Source organism: Actinoplanes nipponensis, assembly GCF_016862275.1.
Taxonomy (GTDB): domain Bacteria; phylum Actinomycetota; class Actinomycetes; order Mycobacteriales; family Micromonosporaceae; genus Actinoplanes; species Actinoplanes nipponensis.
This window is the reverse complement of sequence record NZ_BOMQ01000036.1, coordinates 25,424-38,857: the sequence shown is the minus strand read 5'-3', so window position 1 is coordinate 38,857 and position 13,434 is coordinate 25,424. Positions and strand designations below refer to the sequence as shown.

Annotated in this window: 14 protein-coding genes; 7 read left to right on the top strand and 7 right to left on the bottom strand. The window is 73.7% G+C overall.

Features of this window, described 5'->3' with window-relative positions; all coding sequences use genetic code 11:
- Nucleotides 1-488: 488 nt before the first annotated feature.
- The 3 genes from Ani05nite_RS15295 to Ani05nite_RS15285 are packed head-to-tail and all read right to left on the bottom strand — an operon-like array spanning nucleotide 489 to nucleotide 4,252.
- A complete protein-coding gene (locus Ani05nite_RS15295; RefSeq protein WP_203768906.1) occupies nucleotides 489-2,159 on the bottom strand; it encodes a DUF885 domain-containing protein in 1,671 nt (556 codons plus the stop codon).
- 38 nt (nucleotides 2,160-2,197) lie between these two features.
- Nucleotides 2,198-3,265 carry a PHP domain-containing protein gene (locus Ani05nite_RS15290; RefSeq protein ID WP_203768905.1) on the bottom strand — a complete coding sequence of 356 codons (1,068 nt, stop codon included), beginning with the start codon at nucleotides 3,263-3,265 and terminating at the stop codon, nucleotides 2,198-2,200.
- A gap of 18 nt (nucleotides 3,266-3,283) precedes the next feature.
- Nucleotides 3,284-4,252, bottom strand: a complete 969-nt coding sequence (locus Ani05nite_RS15285) for a DUF4034 domain-containing protein (RefSeq protein ID WP_203768904.1) — start codon at nucleotides 4,250-4,252, stop codon at nucleotides 3,284-3,286.
- 133 nt (nucleotides 4,253-4,385) lie between these two features.
- Between Ani05nite_RS15285 and Ani05nite_RS15280 the strand changes: the two genes are divergently transcribed.
- The gene (locus tag Ani05nite_RS15280; protein WP_203768903.1) at nucleotides 4,386-6,227 is read left to right on the top strand and encodes a M48 family metallopeptidase; all 1,842 of its coding nucleotides are present in this window, start codon (nucleotides 4,386-4,388) and stop codon (nucleotides 6,225-6,227) included.
- A gap of 22 nt (nucleotides 6,228-6,249) precedes the next feature.
- Nucleotides 6,250-7,212 (top strand): S-methyl-5-thioribose-1-phosphate isomerase, encoded by a 963-nt coding sequence (gene mtnA / locus Ani05nite_RS15275; protein WP_203768901.1) that lies wholly within the window; start codon nucleotides 6,250-6,252, stop codon nucleotides 7,210-7,212.
- Here mtnA and Ani05nite_RS15270 read toward each other — a convergent pair.
- On the bottom strand, nucleotides 7,209-7,781 hold the full coding sequence (locus tag Ani05nite_RS15270; RefSeq protein ID WP_203768900.1) for a DinB family protein: 573 nt from the start codon (nucleotides 7,779-7,781) through the stop codon (nucleotides 7,209-7,211). The two genes, mtnA and Ani05nite_RS15270, sit on opposite strands and share 4 nt — an antisense overlap.
- A gap of 41 nt (nucleotides 7,782-7,822) precedes the next feature.
- Complete coding sequence (locus Ani05nite_RS15265; protein ID WP_203768899.1) at nucleotides 7,823-8,827, bottom strand: prephenate dehydrogenase; 1,005 nt, start codon at nucleotides 8,825-8,827, stop codon at nucleotides 7,823-7,825.
- Between the two features lie 111 nt (nucleotides 8,828-8,938).
- Here Ani05nite_RS15265 and Ani05nite_RS15260 point away from each other — a divergent pair, with 111 nt between their 5' ends.
- Nucleotides 8,939-10,069 (top strand): hypothetical protein, encoded by a 1,131-nt coding sequence (locus Ani05nite_RS15260; RefSeq protein ID WP_203769144.1) that lies wholly within the window; start codon nucleotides 8,939-8,941, stop codon nucleotides 10,067-10,069.
- Nucleotides 10,070-10,143: 74 nt separating this feature from the next.
- Here Ani05nite_RS15260 and Ani05nite_RS15255 read toward each other — a convergent pair whose 3' ends face one another.
- Nucleotides 10,144-10,905 carry a M23 family metallopeptidase gene (locus Ani05nite_RS15255; protein WP_203768898.1) on the bottom strand — a complete coding sequence of 254 codons (762 nt, stop codon included), beginning with the start codon at nucleotides 10,903-10,905 and terminating at the stop codon, nucleotides 10,144-10,146.
- Between the two features lie 66 nt (nucleotides 10,906-10,971).
- Here Ani05nite_RS15255 and Ani05nite_RS15250 point away from each other — a divergent pair, with 66 nt between their 5' ends.
- The 4 genes from Ani05nite_RS15250 to tadA all read left to right on the top strand — a co-directional run bounded on the left by Ani05nite_RS15250 (nucleotide 10,972) and on the right by tadA (nucleotide 12,688).
- Entirely contained in the window at nucleotides 10,972-11,358 is a 387-nt protein-coding gene (locus Ani05nite_RS15250; protein WP_239129994.1) for a hypothetical protein, read from the top strand.
- Nucleotides 11,359-11,425: 67 nt separating this feature from the next.
- The gene (locus tag Ani05nite_RS15245; RefSeq protein ID WP_203769167.1) at nucleotides 11,426-11,629 is read left to right on the top strand and encodes a hypothetical protein; all 204 of its coding nucleotides are present in this window, start codon (nucleotides 11,426-11,428) and stop codon (nucleotides 11,627-11,629) included.
- A gap of 88 nt (nucleotides 11,630-11,717) precedes the next feature.
- Complete coding sequence (locus Ani05nite_RS15240) at nucleotides 11,718-12,242, top strand: tRNA adenosine deaminase-associated protein (protein WP_203768897.1); 525 nt, start codon at nucleotides 11,718-11,720, stop codon at nucleotides 12,240-12,242.
- Nucleotides 12,242-12,688, top strand: a complete 447-nt coding sequence (tadA, locus tag Ani05nite_RS15235) for a tRNA adenosine(34) deaminase TadA (protein WP_203768896.1) — start codon at nucleotides 12,242-12,244, stop codon at nucleotides 12,686-12,688. Before Ani05nite_RS15240 ends, tadA begins: the two co-directional genes overlap by 1 nt.
- A gap of 30 nt (nucleotides 12,689-12,718) precedes the next feature.
- On the opposite strand, the gene deoD is transcribed toward tadA, so the two are convergent.
- On the bottom strand, nucleotides 12,719-13,426 hold the full coding sequence (gene deoD, locus Ani05nite_RS15230; RefSeq protein ID WP_203768895.1) for a purine-nucleoside phosphorylase: 708 nt from the start codon (nucleotides 13,424-13,426) through the stop codon (nucleotides 12,719-12,721).
- Nucleotides 13,427-13,434: the final 8 nt, after the last annotated feature.

Sequence of the window (13,434 nt, the reverse complement as noted above, 5' to 3'; positions counted from 1 at the left end):
TCCTCCGCCATGCATCCGCGATAGACCGTTTTGGCGGCTACCCTCCGTAGCCAAGCGGGCGCACCGATCCGGGTCAATCTATCCGAGAAATAATCATGAGACCCCTTTCCAAGGGTCAGAGTTGGCTCGGCTGATCGGGGGATACGCCCGGGGGGCGCGCTGGTTGTACCGCGTCGCGGAAACCGGCCGCGGCCAGCGCCGGGACGGATAGAGAACGATGCTCGGGGAGCATTGCCGGGCGCGCGCGGAACGGGCTTGCGGGGGTCGTTCAGCGCGCGGCCGGCACCCTCGAAAGCGTTCCACAATGGAGGCGGATGGCACCCGCCCGAACTGTCTCCGTTTGGTAACGAACACATTACGTAGCGCTAAAATCTCACGCAAAGTAGTGAGACGGACACGCTGTCCGTCTCGCGATGCGGACGATTCGCTGAGAAAACCCGCCCGGCGGATCGCCGGGCGGGCTGTTCTGGCAGGGGGAGATCGAGAAACTAGAGCCGGTCGAGCGCCTTCCGGAGCGGGTCCAGGCCCAGGGCGCCCAGATCGAGCGCCTGCCGGTGGAAGACCTTCAGGTCGAAGTCCCCGCCCCGGCGGGCCTGGGCGTCCGCCCGCGCCTGCAACCAGATCCGCTCGCCGACCTTGTACGACGGCGCCTGGCCCGGCCAGCCCAGGTAACGCTTCCACTCGAAGCGCAGCACCTCGTCGTTCATCCGCGTGTGCGCCCGCAGGAACTCCCAGCCCAGCTCGGGCGTCCAGCGCTCGCCGGGGTGGAAGCCGAACGGGTTGTCGCGGGGGATCTGCAGCTCCAGGTGCATGCCGATGTCCACGATCACCCGGCTGGCCCGCAGCGCCTGGCCGTCCAGCATGCCCAGCCGGTCGCCCGGGTCGCTCAGGTAGCCGAGGTCGTCCATCAGCCGCTCGGCGTACAGGGCCCAGCCCTCGCTGTGCCCGGAGCAGAAGCAGAGCAGCCGCTGCCAGCGGTTGAGCAGCTCGGCCCGGTAGATCGTCTGACCGATCTGCAGGTAATGACCCGGTACGCCCTCGTGGTAGACCGTGGTCACCTCCCGCCACGTGGAGAACTGCTTCTGCCCCTCCGGCACGGCCCACCACATCCGGCCCGGGCGGCTGAAGTCCTCGCTCGGCGCGGTGTAGTAGATGCCGCCGTCGCTGGTCGGCGCCAGGCAGCACTCGATGGTCCGGACCGGCGCCGGGATGTCGAAGTGGGTGCCGTCGAGCTCCGACACCGCCTTGTCGGCCAGCGCCTGCATCCAGTCGCGGAAGGCCTCCTTGCCGGCGATGCGGCGGGCCGGGTCGGCGTCGAGCCGGGCGACGGCCTCGTCGACGCTCGCCCCGGGCCCGGCGATCTCGGCCGCGACGACCCGCATCTCCTGCTCCAGGCGGGCCAGTTCGGCGAAGCCCCACTCGTACGTCTCCTGCTGGTCCACCCGGGCGCCGAGGAAGTACTGCGACGCGCGGGCGTACAGCTCCGGGCCGGCGGCCTGCTTCTCCCGGCCCAGCGGGGCCAGCTCGCCGCGCAGGAACGCACCGAAGCCGGCCGTGGCGGCGGTGGCGGCAGCGGCGTTGCGCCGCAGCTCGGCCCCGAGGGTGCCCTCGGCGCCCAGGCCGTCGGCCAGCCGGTGGAAGAAGTTGTCGCGGGCCGGATCCGTCCAGGCGTCGCACTGCTCGGCGACCTCGACCATCTGCACGCGGGCGCTGACGTTGCCGCGCGCGGCCTCCTCGAGCAGGGTCCGCCTGTACTGCTCCAGGGCCCGCGGGAAGCCGGCGAGGCGGGCCGAGATGTCGGCCACCGCCTCCTCGCCCTGGGTCGGCATCAGGTCGAAGACCATCCGCAGCCCGTGCAGCGGGCTGGCGATGACGTTCAGGCCGCTGGCCACGTCGCCGGAGTCGAGGCGGGCCAGCTCCAGGCCGAGGCGCTCCTGCATGGCGTCCTTGGCGACGTGCTCGGACTCCGACCCCGGATCGAGCGGGTCGAGCTCGGCCAGGGTGCGCCGGGTCAGCTCGGCCTGGGCCGCGAAGCCCTCCGGCGACAGGTCGTCCAGCTCCCGGTCGTGGCCGGGGACGCCGATGAAGGTGGCGCCGGTCGGGTTGAGCGGAGCCCACTCGTCGACGTAACGGTTCGCGAGGTCGTCAATCTGTCCCACGGGCCGACCCTACGGGAGCCACCGGCGGCGTGCGGCCCCTAATTCCCGCCCGAGTGACCCGAGGTCCACGCCAGCAGGCGGTCGGCCGGCCAGGAATTCACCACCCGGTCCACTGGTACGCCGCACAGCGCCGCCCGCTCGCAGCCGTACCGCTGCCAGTCGAGCTGACCCGGCGCGTGCGCGTCGGTGTCGATGCTGAACAGGCAGCCCGCCTCCACCGCGACGGTGAGCATGCGTTTCGGCGGGTCGAGCCGGTCCGGCCGACAGTTGATCTCCACCGCCTTGCCGTGCTCGACGCAGGCCGCGAGCACCCTGGTCAGGTCGAAGTCGCTGGGCGGCCGGGTCCGCCCGCCGCGGTGCGCCTTGTCGCCGGCGCCGGCCGCCGCGACCTTGCGGCCGGTCAGGTGCCCGAGGATGTCCAGGTGCGGGTTCTCGATCGCGGCCAGCATCCGGCGGGTCATCCGGGCCGAGTCGTCGCGCAGGTTGCTGTGCACCGACCCGACCACCACGTCGAGCCGGGCCAGCAGCTCGTCCTCCTGGTCCAGCGAGCCGTCGGCCAGGATGTCCACCTCGATGCCGGTGAGGATGCGGAAGCCCTCCGGCAGGGCGTCGTTCACCTTGGCCACGTGGTCGAGCTGCCGGCGCAGCCGCGCCGCGGTGAGCCCGCGGGCCACCGTCAGCCGCGGCGAGTGGTCGGTGAGCACCAGGTACTCGTGGCCGATCTCGACCGCGGCCAGCGCCATCTCCTCGATCGGCGAGCCGCCGTCGGACCAGTCCGAGTGCGCGTGGCAGTCCCCGCGCAGCGCCGCACGCAGCACCGCCGCGGCGCCCTGCAGATCCGTGCCCTCGGTGGCGGCCAGCCGCCGCAGGTAGACGGGCTCCTCGCCGGCCAGCGACTCGGTGACGCAGCGGGCGGTCACGTCGCCGACCCCGGACAGCTCGGCCAGGGTGCCGGCGGCCGCGCGCTCGGCGAGCTCGGCCGGACCCAGGGCGGCGACCGTCGCCGCCGCGGACCGGAACGCCCGGACCCGGTACGTCGCCTCGTTGGCCCGTTCCAGCAGAAAGGCGATGCGCCGCAGGTCAGCGACCGGATCACGAGATGCCATGGCGTCAGGGTAAGGGCCTCAGCCGCGACCGGCCGCCCGATAGGCCTTCGCGCGGTGCTGCGCGTACGCCCGGCCCGCGTCGCGGTAGTAGCCCCAGGGCAGCTCGGTCGGCCGGTCCCCGATGGCGTCGAAGCGCTCGGCCGCCGCCGCGTGCTCGCCGGCCAGGAGGAAGACCAGGGCGAACCAGCCGTCGGCCGTCTGGTGGCCGGGGATGCGCCGGAACTGCGGGTGCCGTACCGACTTGTCGGCCGCGGCGTGGACCTCGGCGAGCACCTCGGGCCGGGCCAGGTAGTCCTCGGTTCTGCCGTCCGCCTGCAGCGCCGCCTCGAAGTGCGCCACCGCCACCATCGAGCCCAGGGTGCAGCCGGCCGGCATCTGCTCGACGGTGTCGCGGGCGAACGCCAGCGCCAGCTCGTCGCTGCCGCCCCACTTCGCGCACTTCTGCTGGAGCATCCGGGCGTGGGCGGACCGGTGCCAGCGGTGCCGGGCGACGACCTCCTTGAAGCGCCGCTCCGCCTCCGCCGTCCCGAGCTGGCGGCCGATCGCGGTGGTGATCAGCTCCGCCCAGGCGGTGGCGTCGTCGGGATCGCGGCTCACCGCCTCGTCCAGGCTGTCCTCGGCGATCTTGAGCCGGTGGAAGAAGGCGGCGAACTGCGCCTCGGAGACCGTGCTCGCCGTGCCGTTGCCGCGCGCCTCCCACGCCCACTGGATCGCGTGCGCGCCCTTGACCAGGTGCGGCAGGGCCGACTGCGGCTCGGCGTCCAGCCACTGGCCGAGCCACGGCTGCGGCCCGCGGCGGTCGGCCAGCACGCCCACGTAGAAGGCGCGCAGGTCCTGGTCCTCGACCGGGGCCAGCAGGGTGCCGACCGCGTGCCAGTCGCCGCGGCCGGCCGCCTCCAGCAGCCGCCGGGCGGTCTCGTCGCCGAGACAGGGATCGATCACGGCGGCCGTCGCGCCGGCCCGCTTGAACGGCCACATGACTGTCATTCCTCCCCAGGTCCGGACGGGATGGTAGACGCGCGCCGGCCCGGCGAGGAAGGGGGTTGCCGGTGGAGATCGAGGTCGGTATCTTCCCTGCGCCGTCCGGTGTGGCCGGACGGTGCCACGGGGGAGGAACACCATGCTGCGCGCTGCCGCGTCCGTACTCATGCTGCTCGGCTTCTATGTCATCGCCCTGATCCAGGCCGCGCTCGTCCTCGCGCTGGTGGTCTGGATCGCGGTCGAGGGACACCTGGGCGCCGGCATCAAACTCGGCTTTCCGCTGCTCGTCGCCGTGGGCGCGACGTTCGTCGGCCTCTGGCGGGCGATCCGCACCCGGCCCGAGCCGCTGCACGGCCTGATCGTCGCGCCGCACGACGCCCCCGAGCTCTGGGGCCTGGTGCAGCACCTGGCCACCGAGGTCGGCACCCGCACGCCCGACGAGATCCGGCTGGTGCCCGAGGTCAACGCGGCGGTCAGCGAGGACACCAGGCTGCTCGGCCTGATCGGCGGCCGGCGCCGGCTCTACCTGGGCATGCCGCTGCTCCAGGCGCTCAGCGTCGACCAGCTGCGCTCGGTCGTCGCGCACGAGCTCGGGCACTACTCCGGCCAGCACACCCGGCTGGGCGCGGTCGCGTACCGGGGCCGGCTCGCGATCGGGCACACCATCGGCCGGATCGGCCCCTGGAACCCGGTGGGCTGGACCTTCCGCGGGTACGCCCGGCTCTACCTGCTGGTCGACAACGCGGCGTCGCGCCGCCAGGAGCTGGACGCCGACCGGGCCTCGGTGCGGGTGGCCGGCCCCGACGTGGCCGTCTCGGCGCTGCGCGAGCTGCCGATCATCGACGCGGCCTGGGACTTCTACTTCGGCCGGTACGTCTCCTGGGGCTGGGAGGCCGGGTACGCCCCGGACGACTTCTTCGGCGGCTTCGGCCAGCTGGTCAAGGCCCGGCACGAGGAGCTGGCCAAGCTGCGCGACGACGAGCCCGAGGAGCACCGCTCGCGCTGGGACACGCACCCGTCGAACGCCGAGCGGATCGCCGTGATGCGGACCGCCCCGCGCACCGCGCGCCCGGTCGACGGCCGGCCGGCCGCGATGCTGGTGCCGTCGATCGCGACCGCCGGTTTCGCCCTGCAGCAGGCGGTGGTCGACGTCGGCAACCGCCAGGTGCTGCCCTGGCCCCAGTTCACCGCCGCCGCGGCCACCGCGAACCTGCAGCGCAACGCCGACCGGGTGTTCCGGTCCCTGGGCCGGCTCACCGGCGTCGCCGATCCCGGGCTGGGCACCCTGTTCGACCTGGTCGCCGCCGGCCGGCTCGGCGAGCTGGCCGCGGAGTTCCACCCGGACGCCACCCGCAAGGAGGCCGCGGCCAAGTTCGCCGGCCCGATGGATCTGCTGTTCACGCTGGCCGCGATCCGCTCCGGCGTGGCGTACTGGCGGCACTCGTGGACCGGGCCGGTCACGCTGACCGACGCGGCCGGGGCCGAGCTCGACTTCGCCCCGATCGCCGCGCTGGCGGTCTCGCCGGACACCCTGGAGGAGGCCCGCGCCGCGCTCGCGGCGGCCGGCATCCGGGTCGAGGCGGCGGCCATCGTCGAGCGCCGGGCCACCGCGAGCGGCTCCGACGTCGTCGGCGCGATGGCCAACCTCAAGATCGACGGCCTGCACACCGACCTGGTGCTGCTGGACCGCGGCCTGGTGTTCGTGCCCGGGCCGAAGTCGACGGACAACGGCAAGGACCGGCTGCGCGCGCTGCTGAGGTCCGGGCCGGTCGAGGAGCTGGCCACCCGGTTCCGCTTCCTGCCGTACGAGGAGATCGCCGCGGCCACCGTCACCAAGCGCACCCCGGTGCGGGCGGAGCTGCGGACGCACGACGGCGCGACGGTCACCCTCGAGGAGCGGTGGACCGGCGAGCAACTCGGCGAGAGCCGCGACGCCCTGCTCGGCGTGCTGGACCGGATCGCCGAGCGTTCGGTGGTCTGACCGGGCGATTAGGCTCCGCGGCATGCGGACGATCGACTGGGTGGACGGCGCCATCGAGATCATCGACCAGACGGCGCTGCCGGGCGAGGTGCGCATGCTGCGGCTCGCCACGGTCGCCGAGCTGGTCGCGGCGATCCGGTCGCTGGCCGTACGCGGGGCCCCGGCCCTCGGGGTGGCCGGGGCGTTCGGGGTGGCCCTGGCGGCGCGGCAGTTCGCCGGTGACGAGCGGGCGCTGGCTGACGCCGTACAGCTGGTCGAGCGGGCCCGGCCGACTGCCGTGAACCTCGGGCGCGGCGCCCAGCGGGCCGCCGCCCGGCTGGCCGCCGGTCCGGAGGCCGTGCTGGCCGAGGCTTGCGCGGTGCGCGACGAGGAGATCGCGGCCTCCGCCGCGATGGCGACCCTGGGCGCCGACCTGATGGTCGAGCTGTGCGGCCCGCGGCCGCGGGTGCTGACCCACTGCAACACCGGCGGTCTGGCCGCGGTGACCGGCGGCACCGCCCTCGGCGTCGTCACCGAGCTGCACCGCCGGGGCGCGCTGGCCGGGGTGATCGCCAGCGAGACCCGGCCGCTGCTGCAGGGCGCCCGGCTGACCGCCTGGGAGCTGCGGGAGGCCGGCATCGAGTTCCGGGTCGCGGTCGACTCGGCCGGGCCCTTCCTGCTGGCCCGCGGCGAGGCCGACGCGGTGATCCTGGGCGCCGACCGGATCTGCGCCAACGGCGACGTGGTCAACAAGGTCGGCAGCTACGCGCACGCGCTCGGCGCCCGCCGGGCCGGGTTGCCGTTCGTCGTGGTCGCGCCCGAGTCGACAGTGGATCCGCAGACCCCGGACGGCGCCGCGGTGGAGATCGAGGACCGGGGCGCGGCCGAGGTCACCGGGTACGCCGCGGCGGTCAACCCGGCCTTCGACGTCACGCCGCACGACCTGGTCACCGCGATCGTGACGGACCGCCGGGTGATCCGCCTCGACCGCGGCGAGAAGCTCTAGGCGCCCGGCTTCCAGGGCTTCATCCAGGGCGACTCCGGCCAGCCCTCGGCGGCGGCCATCAGCGGGTACGCGGTCGCGCCGTCGACCGCCTCGCGGATGATGTCGGCGTGCCCCGCGTGCCGGGCCGTCTCCTGGATGAGGTGCAGCAGCACCCAGCGCACCGACCAGTTGTCCAGGTCCGGCGGGTTCCACGGCGCCGAGTGGTCGACCGGCACGTCCTGGTTCAGGTCGGCGATCCCCGCGACGGTCTTCTCGGTCCGGGCGGCGACCCGGTCGTAGTACGCGATCACGTCCTCGATCGTCTCGTCGTCGCGCAGGGCGAAGTTGTCGGCGTACGCCTGGTGGTCGACCTCGCGCGGCTCGCGGCGGACGGTGTCGATCCAGCCCTCCTCGGTGTGCGCGCAATGCTTGATCAAGCCGCCGACGGTGAGCGGGCTGGCCGTGGGCGCGGCCCGCACCTGCCGGGCGTCGAGCCCGTACGCCGTCAGCTTGAGGACGTACCGCATCTGGGCGAGGTAGGCGAGCAGGCCCTCCCGCTCGTCGCCGATGGCACCGACCTGACCTGGCATGACTGTCTCCTGTCCGTGGTTCCCGGGGTTACCGGCTCAGCCTAGGAACCATTCCGGTCAGTTCCTGGCCGCATTGCCACGACTTCGCCGTCCCGTACCGCCGTGACCCAGCCGCCGGCCCGGCCCAGCCGCAGCAGCTCGCCGCGCTCGGCCGGCACCCCGCTCGGCTCGCCCGGCCCCGGCGGCCAGGCCCGGCGCAGGTCGCTGGGCTCCCGCAGCCGCTCGGTGAGCAGGGCAATCGGGTCCTCGGCGGCCAGGTCCCCGGCGTAGGCGTCCAGCTCGGCCCGGATCCCGGCCAGCACCTCCCGGACCGCCGGGGCGTTGCCGCCGCACATCGCCGCGATCAGCTCGGGACGGGTGCCGGCCACCCGGGTGCCGTCCCGGAACGATCCGGCGGCCAGCGTGCCGGCCAGCGGGTTGCCGGCCAGCACGGTGCTCAGCGCGGCGGCCAGCAGATGCGGCACGTGGCTGATCCCGGCGACCGTACGGTCGTGCTCGGCCGCGGTGACCGGCACGACCCGGGCGCCCAGCGCCGTGCAGAGGCCGGCCAGCGCCAGCCAGTCCGCCAGGTCGGTCTCCTCCTCCAGGCAGAGCACCCAGGCGCAGCCGTCGAACAGGGACGGGTCGGAGGCGAGGAAGCCGGACGACTCCTTGCCGGCCATCGGGTGCCCGCCGACGAACCGGCGCCCGCGCAGCAGCTCGCGTACGGGCCCCTGGACCGAGGTGACGTCGGTGATGAGGCCGGGGTGGCCGGCCAGCCCGGCCAGCACGACCGGGATCGCCGGCAGCGGCACGGCCAGCACGACCAGGTCGGCGCCGGCGGCCGCGGCCGGGACGCTCTCGGCCACCGCCCAGCCGCCGGTGACCTCGACGGCGCGGGTCCGCGGGTCGGCGGAGCGGGGCAGCCCGGCGCCCTCGGCCAGAGCGCGGGCCGCGTCCCGGGTGTGCGGGTCGGCGTCGTAGCCGGTCACCCGGTGCCCGTGGGCGGCCAGGGCCCGCAGGAGCGAGCCGCCGATGAGTCCGAGGCCGATGACTGCGACGTTCACGCGGCAGACTCTCGCACACGTGGGGACATCAGCCGTACGGCCCTGTGGTTTTGGTCCGTTTTGCCACATAGCCGGGGCAACCGCCGCCGTTACGGTGATCAAGTGACGTACATGGACAAACTGGCCTTTCTCGGTGTGGTGGGCACGACCCTCACCATGCTCGCCGCGCCGGCCCAGGCGGCGCCGTCGCAGACACCGGAGACCGCCCCGAGCTTCAACGGCACCGTGCTGTCGGTGGCCTACGCCGGCAGCACTGTCTATGTCGGCGGCGACTTCACCGCCGCCGTGGTCAACGGCAAGGCGGTCGCGCGCAGCCGGCTGGCGGCGATCAACGCCCTCACCGGCGAACTGCTGCCCTGGGCGCCCGTCGCCGACGGCCGGGTCAAGGCGATCGCCACCAGCGGCACCTCCGTCTACATCGCCGGGGACTTCGGCACCGTCGCCGGCCAGCGGCGCGACAGCCTGGCCCGGCTCGACGGGCGCAGCGGCGCGCTCTCCAGCACCTTCAAGCACAGCATCGAGGGCCGCCCGTACGCGCTGGCGGCCGCCGGTGGCCGGCTCTACCTGGGCGGCGCGATCACCCGGGTGGACGGGTCGACCCGCACCCGGCTGGCCGCCTTCAACCTGACCAGCGGCGCGCTCGACACCCGGTGGAAGCCGGCCGTGGACGACCAGGTCGAGGCGCTGGCGGCCGGCGGCGGCCGGATCTACGCCGGCGGCAAGTTCCACAAGGTCAACCGCACCGGCGGGTACGACCGGCTGGTCGCGCTGAATCCGTCCTCGGCCGCGATCGTCACCGGCTTCAAGCCGCGGCCGCCGGTGGTCACCTTCGCCATCGCCGTCACCTCGACCGGCGTCTACACCGCGCACGGCGGCCAGGGCGGAGCGGCCAGCTCCTACAGCCTGTCCGGGGCCAAGCGGTGGACGGCGACGTTCGACGGCAACGCCCAGGCGATCGGCGTGCTCGGCGACTCCGTCTACGTCGGGGGCCACTTCGACCGGGCGTGCCGGACGGCCCGTACCGGAATCCAGGGCACCTGCCTCGACGGCTCCGACGACCGGGTCAAGATGGCCGCGCTGGCCACCGGCGACGGCCACCTGCTCGACTGGAGCGCCGACGCCAACGGCGTGGTCGGCGTGCTCACCATGGCCGTGCGCCCCAGCCTCGGGGCGATCGCCGTCGGGGGCGCCTTCACCACGATCGGCGGCCGGGCCCAGAAGCGCTACGCGCAGTTCGGCTGAGCGCGGCCGGCCCACGGAACCTTACCCGCACGGCAGGGCCGCATCCCTTGGGCGAGGGATGCGGCCCTGTGCCGTCAGGCCTTGCAGTCGTGCGCCTTCTTCCACTTCGCGACCGTGGCGACCGGGCTCTTGTTGCCCTTCGCCCGCCACGACGTGAGGAACGTGGCCGGCCAGATCACGCCGCGGCGGACCTTCCAGTCGCCGGTCCGGGCGCACGGCGGTGAGATGCCGTAGTGCAGGTGGCAGACGCCGTTGGCGTTGCCGGTGTGGCCCACCCGGCCGAGCAGCTGACCGGCCTTGACCCGGACACCCGCCTTGATCCCGCTCTGGATCCTGCTGAGGTGCGAGCCGTAGTAGCGCACCCCGTCGTCGCCGAGGATGGACACCGACAAGCCGCCGTTCAGCGGGCCGTCCGGGGCGCCCTTGACGTACCGGTCCTGGCGGCTCACCTCGAGCACGACGCCGTCGGTGGTCGCCACCACCGACTCGCCGCAGTCGGCGAAGATGTCGGTCGCCGGATACTTCGCGTGGGTCGGGTGGAACGCCACGTTGGACGCCTTGACCGGGAAGACGTACTTCACCGGGCCGGCCGCCGCCGTGCGGGGCGCCTTGGTGGGCGTCGGCGAGGACGTCACCGTGCCCGCGGGGGCCTTCTCCGGAGTGGCCCCGCCCGGCGCGGGCAGCGCCGTCTGCGACGGCTCCACGAACTGCGGCGTCACGGTCGCCGCGGGCGCATCGCCGGACGAGCCGCAGGCGGCGAGCGAGAACGCCGCAACGGTCAGAACCGAGAGGGTACGCAGGGAAAGCACCCGGCCATCCTGGCAGAAGCCATCCATCCCCGCTTACCCGCCGCCGGTGGATAGGCTGGCCCGGACGGTCGATGAGCCGGAGAGGGAGGCGACATGGCCGAACAGCACGGAGCCTGGTCCGCGGCGGCCCACCCGCCCGCCGGCTGGCTGCCCGACCGGCCCGCCACGCCCGTCGGCCTGCCCCCGCGGCCGGTCTACCGGGAGCCGCACCCCATCACCGTCGCGCCGCTGCTCTCCGGCGTCGGCGCCACCCTGGTGTGGTTCGCCCTGTTCGGCAGCCTCGGCCGGGACCTCGCCGGCTACGCGTGGTGGACGCTCACCGCGGCCGTCTCGGCCTGGGCCGTGGCCACCGTGCTGGCCCTGCTCGGCGACCGCGGCGTGGCCACCGGCGTGGCCCTCACGGCCGGCATCGGTCTATCGACGGCCGCCGGTTTCGTGGCGGTGCGCTGGATCTCCACGAACGACTGGCCGCTGTGGTGATTGTCCAGCTCTGCACCCTGTTGTCAGCGACGAAACGTGCCCCTTTGGTGGCGCAGCGCACTCGGCCTTGACGAACGTCGTGCGGCTGGGCACGCTCGGCCTCATGGCCCACGTACCGCAGCGGCTCGACCCCGATCGTCGCCGTCGCCGACTGGAGCTGCTGGCCGCTCTGGCGGACGCCAAATCCGCCCGCGAGCACAGCCAGCCGCAGCGACTGCGCGGCGCCCGGCTCCGCGAGCTGATCGCGAATCGCCGCCGCCACGCCAACTGAGGTCGCCCTTTCGGGGCGTGGCGCGGCCCCCGCGCCGCGTCACCGGCTACCGTCAGGCGCTGAGGACCACAGTTCCGTGGGGGGATTCGTGTCGACTTTCGCTGCCGCCGTCGCTCGGGGCAAGAACGGCTGGACGGCATCCGAGCTCGAGCTCACCGGCGCCGCCGACCTCGACGAGGTGGTGGACCGGCTACGTGACGCCGAGCCGGACGCCGAGTTGTCGCTGTTGTTCGTCGAGGCCGACGATCAGTACCTGGTGATCCTGCGCCTGGACGAGGTCGAGGACGTGCGGGTGTTCTGCTCCGACTCGGCGTACGGCGACGAGTCGCGGCTGGGCGCCCTGCTGCTCGCCGACGTCGAGACGCCGGCGCTCGAGCTGGACGAGCTGGCCGCCCCGCGTCCCGCCGCGGACGAGGAGGAGGAGGACCGGCCGGCCGCCGACCCCGACGCCGACCCGGTGGGCGACGTCGAGCTGCTGGCCGACCTGGGCATCAGCTCGCACCGGCTGCTGACGCTGTGCGGCCTCGAGGGCATGCTCCCCGCGGACGTGACCGCCGAGATCTGCCAGACCCTCGGCTGCGGCGACGAGCTGGAAGAGCTGCGCGAGGTCTGATGCTCCGCCCCCGGCACGAGACCTGGATGCGCCGGGCGCTGTCGGTCGCGTCCTCCTCCGCCGAGGACGTGCCGGTGGGCGCGGTCGTCTACGGCCCGGACGGCCAGGAGCTGGCCGCGGCCGGCAACGAGCGCGAGCTGACCGGCGACCCGACCGCGCACGCGGAGATCATCGCGCTGCGGCGGGCCGCCGTCCTCACCGGCAGCTGGCGGCTGACCGACTGCACCCTGGTCGTGACGCTGGAGCCGTGCACGATGTGCGCCGGGGCGCTGGTGTCGGCCCGGGTGTCCCGGCTCGTCTTCGGCGCCTGGGAGCCGAAGACGGGCGCGGTGGGCTCGCTGTGGGACGTGGTCCGGGACCGGCGCCTGAACCACCGCCCGGAGGTCTACGCGGGCATCCTGGAGGACGAATGCGCCGCCCTGCTCCGGGACTTCTTCCGGCCCTGAAACCGCCCCAGCGGCCGGCTCAGCGGGCGCTCAGGCGATCGCGGTGTCCAGGCCGATCCGCACCATGTCGGAGAAACCCTGCTCCCGCTGGTCGGCGGCCATCTTCTCGCCGCGCTTGATGTGGTCGCTGACGGTCAGGATGGTCAGCGCCCGGGCGCCGTACCGGGCGGCGATCGTGTAGATGGCCGCCGACTCCATCTCGACGGCGAGCACGCCGTAGTCCGCGAGGGAGTCGTACAGGTCGGGCCGGTCGGTGTAGAACGCGTCCGCGGCCAGGATCGGCCCCACCCGCAGCGCGATGCCGCGCCGGTCGGCGACGTCGGCGGCCGTCCGCAGCAGCGAGAAGTCCGCGACCGGGGCATAGTCGATCAGCCCGTCGAACCGCATCCGGTTCATGTTCGAGTCGGTGGCCGACCCGATCGCGGCGATGACGTCACCGAGATTCAGGTCGTCGATGATGGCCCCGCAGGACCCGATCCGGATCAGCGACCGGACGCCGTAGTCGTTGATCAGCTCGTGGGTGTAGATCGAGGCCGACGGCATCCCCATGCCGGAACCCTGGACGGAGACGGGCACGCCCTGCCAGGTGCCGGTGAAGCCCAGCATGCCCCGCACCTGCGAATAGCAGACGGGATCCTGCAGGAACGTCTCGGCGATCCACTTCGCCCGCATGGGGTCACCCGGTAGGAGGACCCGCTCGGCGATGTCGCCCGGCTGCGCGCCGATGTGCACACTCATGGTCGAGA

Excerpts from the sequence above, each read along its gene's own strand:
- Ani05nite_RS15290 (WP_203768905.1), bottom strand. The coding sequence starts at position 3,265 with ATGGCATCTCGTGATCCGGTCGCTGACCTGCGGCGCATCGCCTTTCTG.
- Ani05nite_RS15285 (WP_203768904.1), bottom strand. The coding sequence starts at position 4,252 with ATGACAGTCATGTGGCCGTTCAAGCGGGCCGGCGCGACGGCCGCCGTG.
- Ani05nite_RS15280 (WP_203768903.1), top strand. The coding sequence starts at position 4,386 with ATGCTGCGCGCTGCCGCGTCCGTACTCATGCTGCTCGGCTTCTATGTC.
- mtnA (WP_203768901.1), top strand. The coding sequence starts at position 6,250 with ATGCGGACGATCGACTGGGTGGACGGCGCCATCGAGATCATCGACCAG.
- Ani05nite_RS15270 (WP_203768900.1), bottom strand. The coding sequence starts at position 7,781 with ATGCCAGGTCAGGTCGGTGCCATCGGCGACGAGCGGGAGGGCCTGCTC.
- Ani05nite_RS15260 (WP_203769144.1), top strand. The coding sequence starts at position 8,939 with ATGGACAAACTGGCCTTTCTCGGTGTGGTGGGCACGACCCTCACCATG.
- Ani05nite_RS15255 (WP_203768898.1), bottom strand. The coding sequence starts at position 10,905 with ATGGATGGCTTCTGCCAGGATGGCCGGGTGCTTTCCCTGCGTACCCTC.
- Ani05nite_RS15250 (WP_239129994.1), top strand. The coding sequence starts at position 10,972 with ATGGCCGAACAGCACGGAGCCTGGTCCGCGGCGGCCCACCCGCCCGCC.
- tadA (WP_203768896.1), top strand. The coding sequence starts at position 12,242 with ATGCTCCGCCCCCGGCACGAGACCTGGATGCGCCGGGCGCTGTCGGTC.
- deoD (WP_203768895.1), bottom strand. The coding sequence starts at position 13,426 with ATGAGTGTGCACATCGGCGCGCAGCCGGGCGACATCGCCGAGCGGGTC.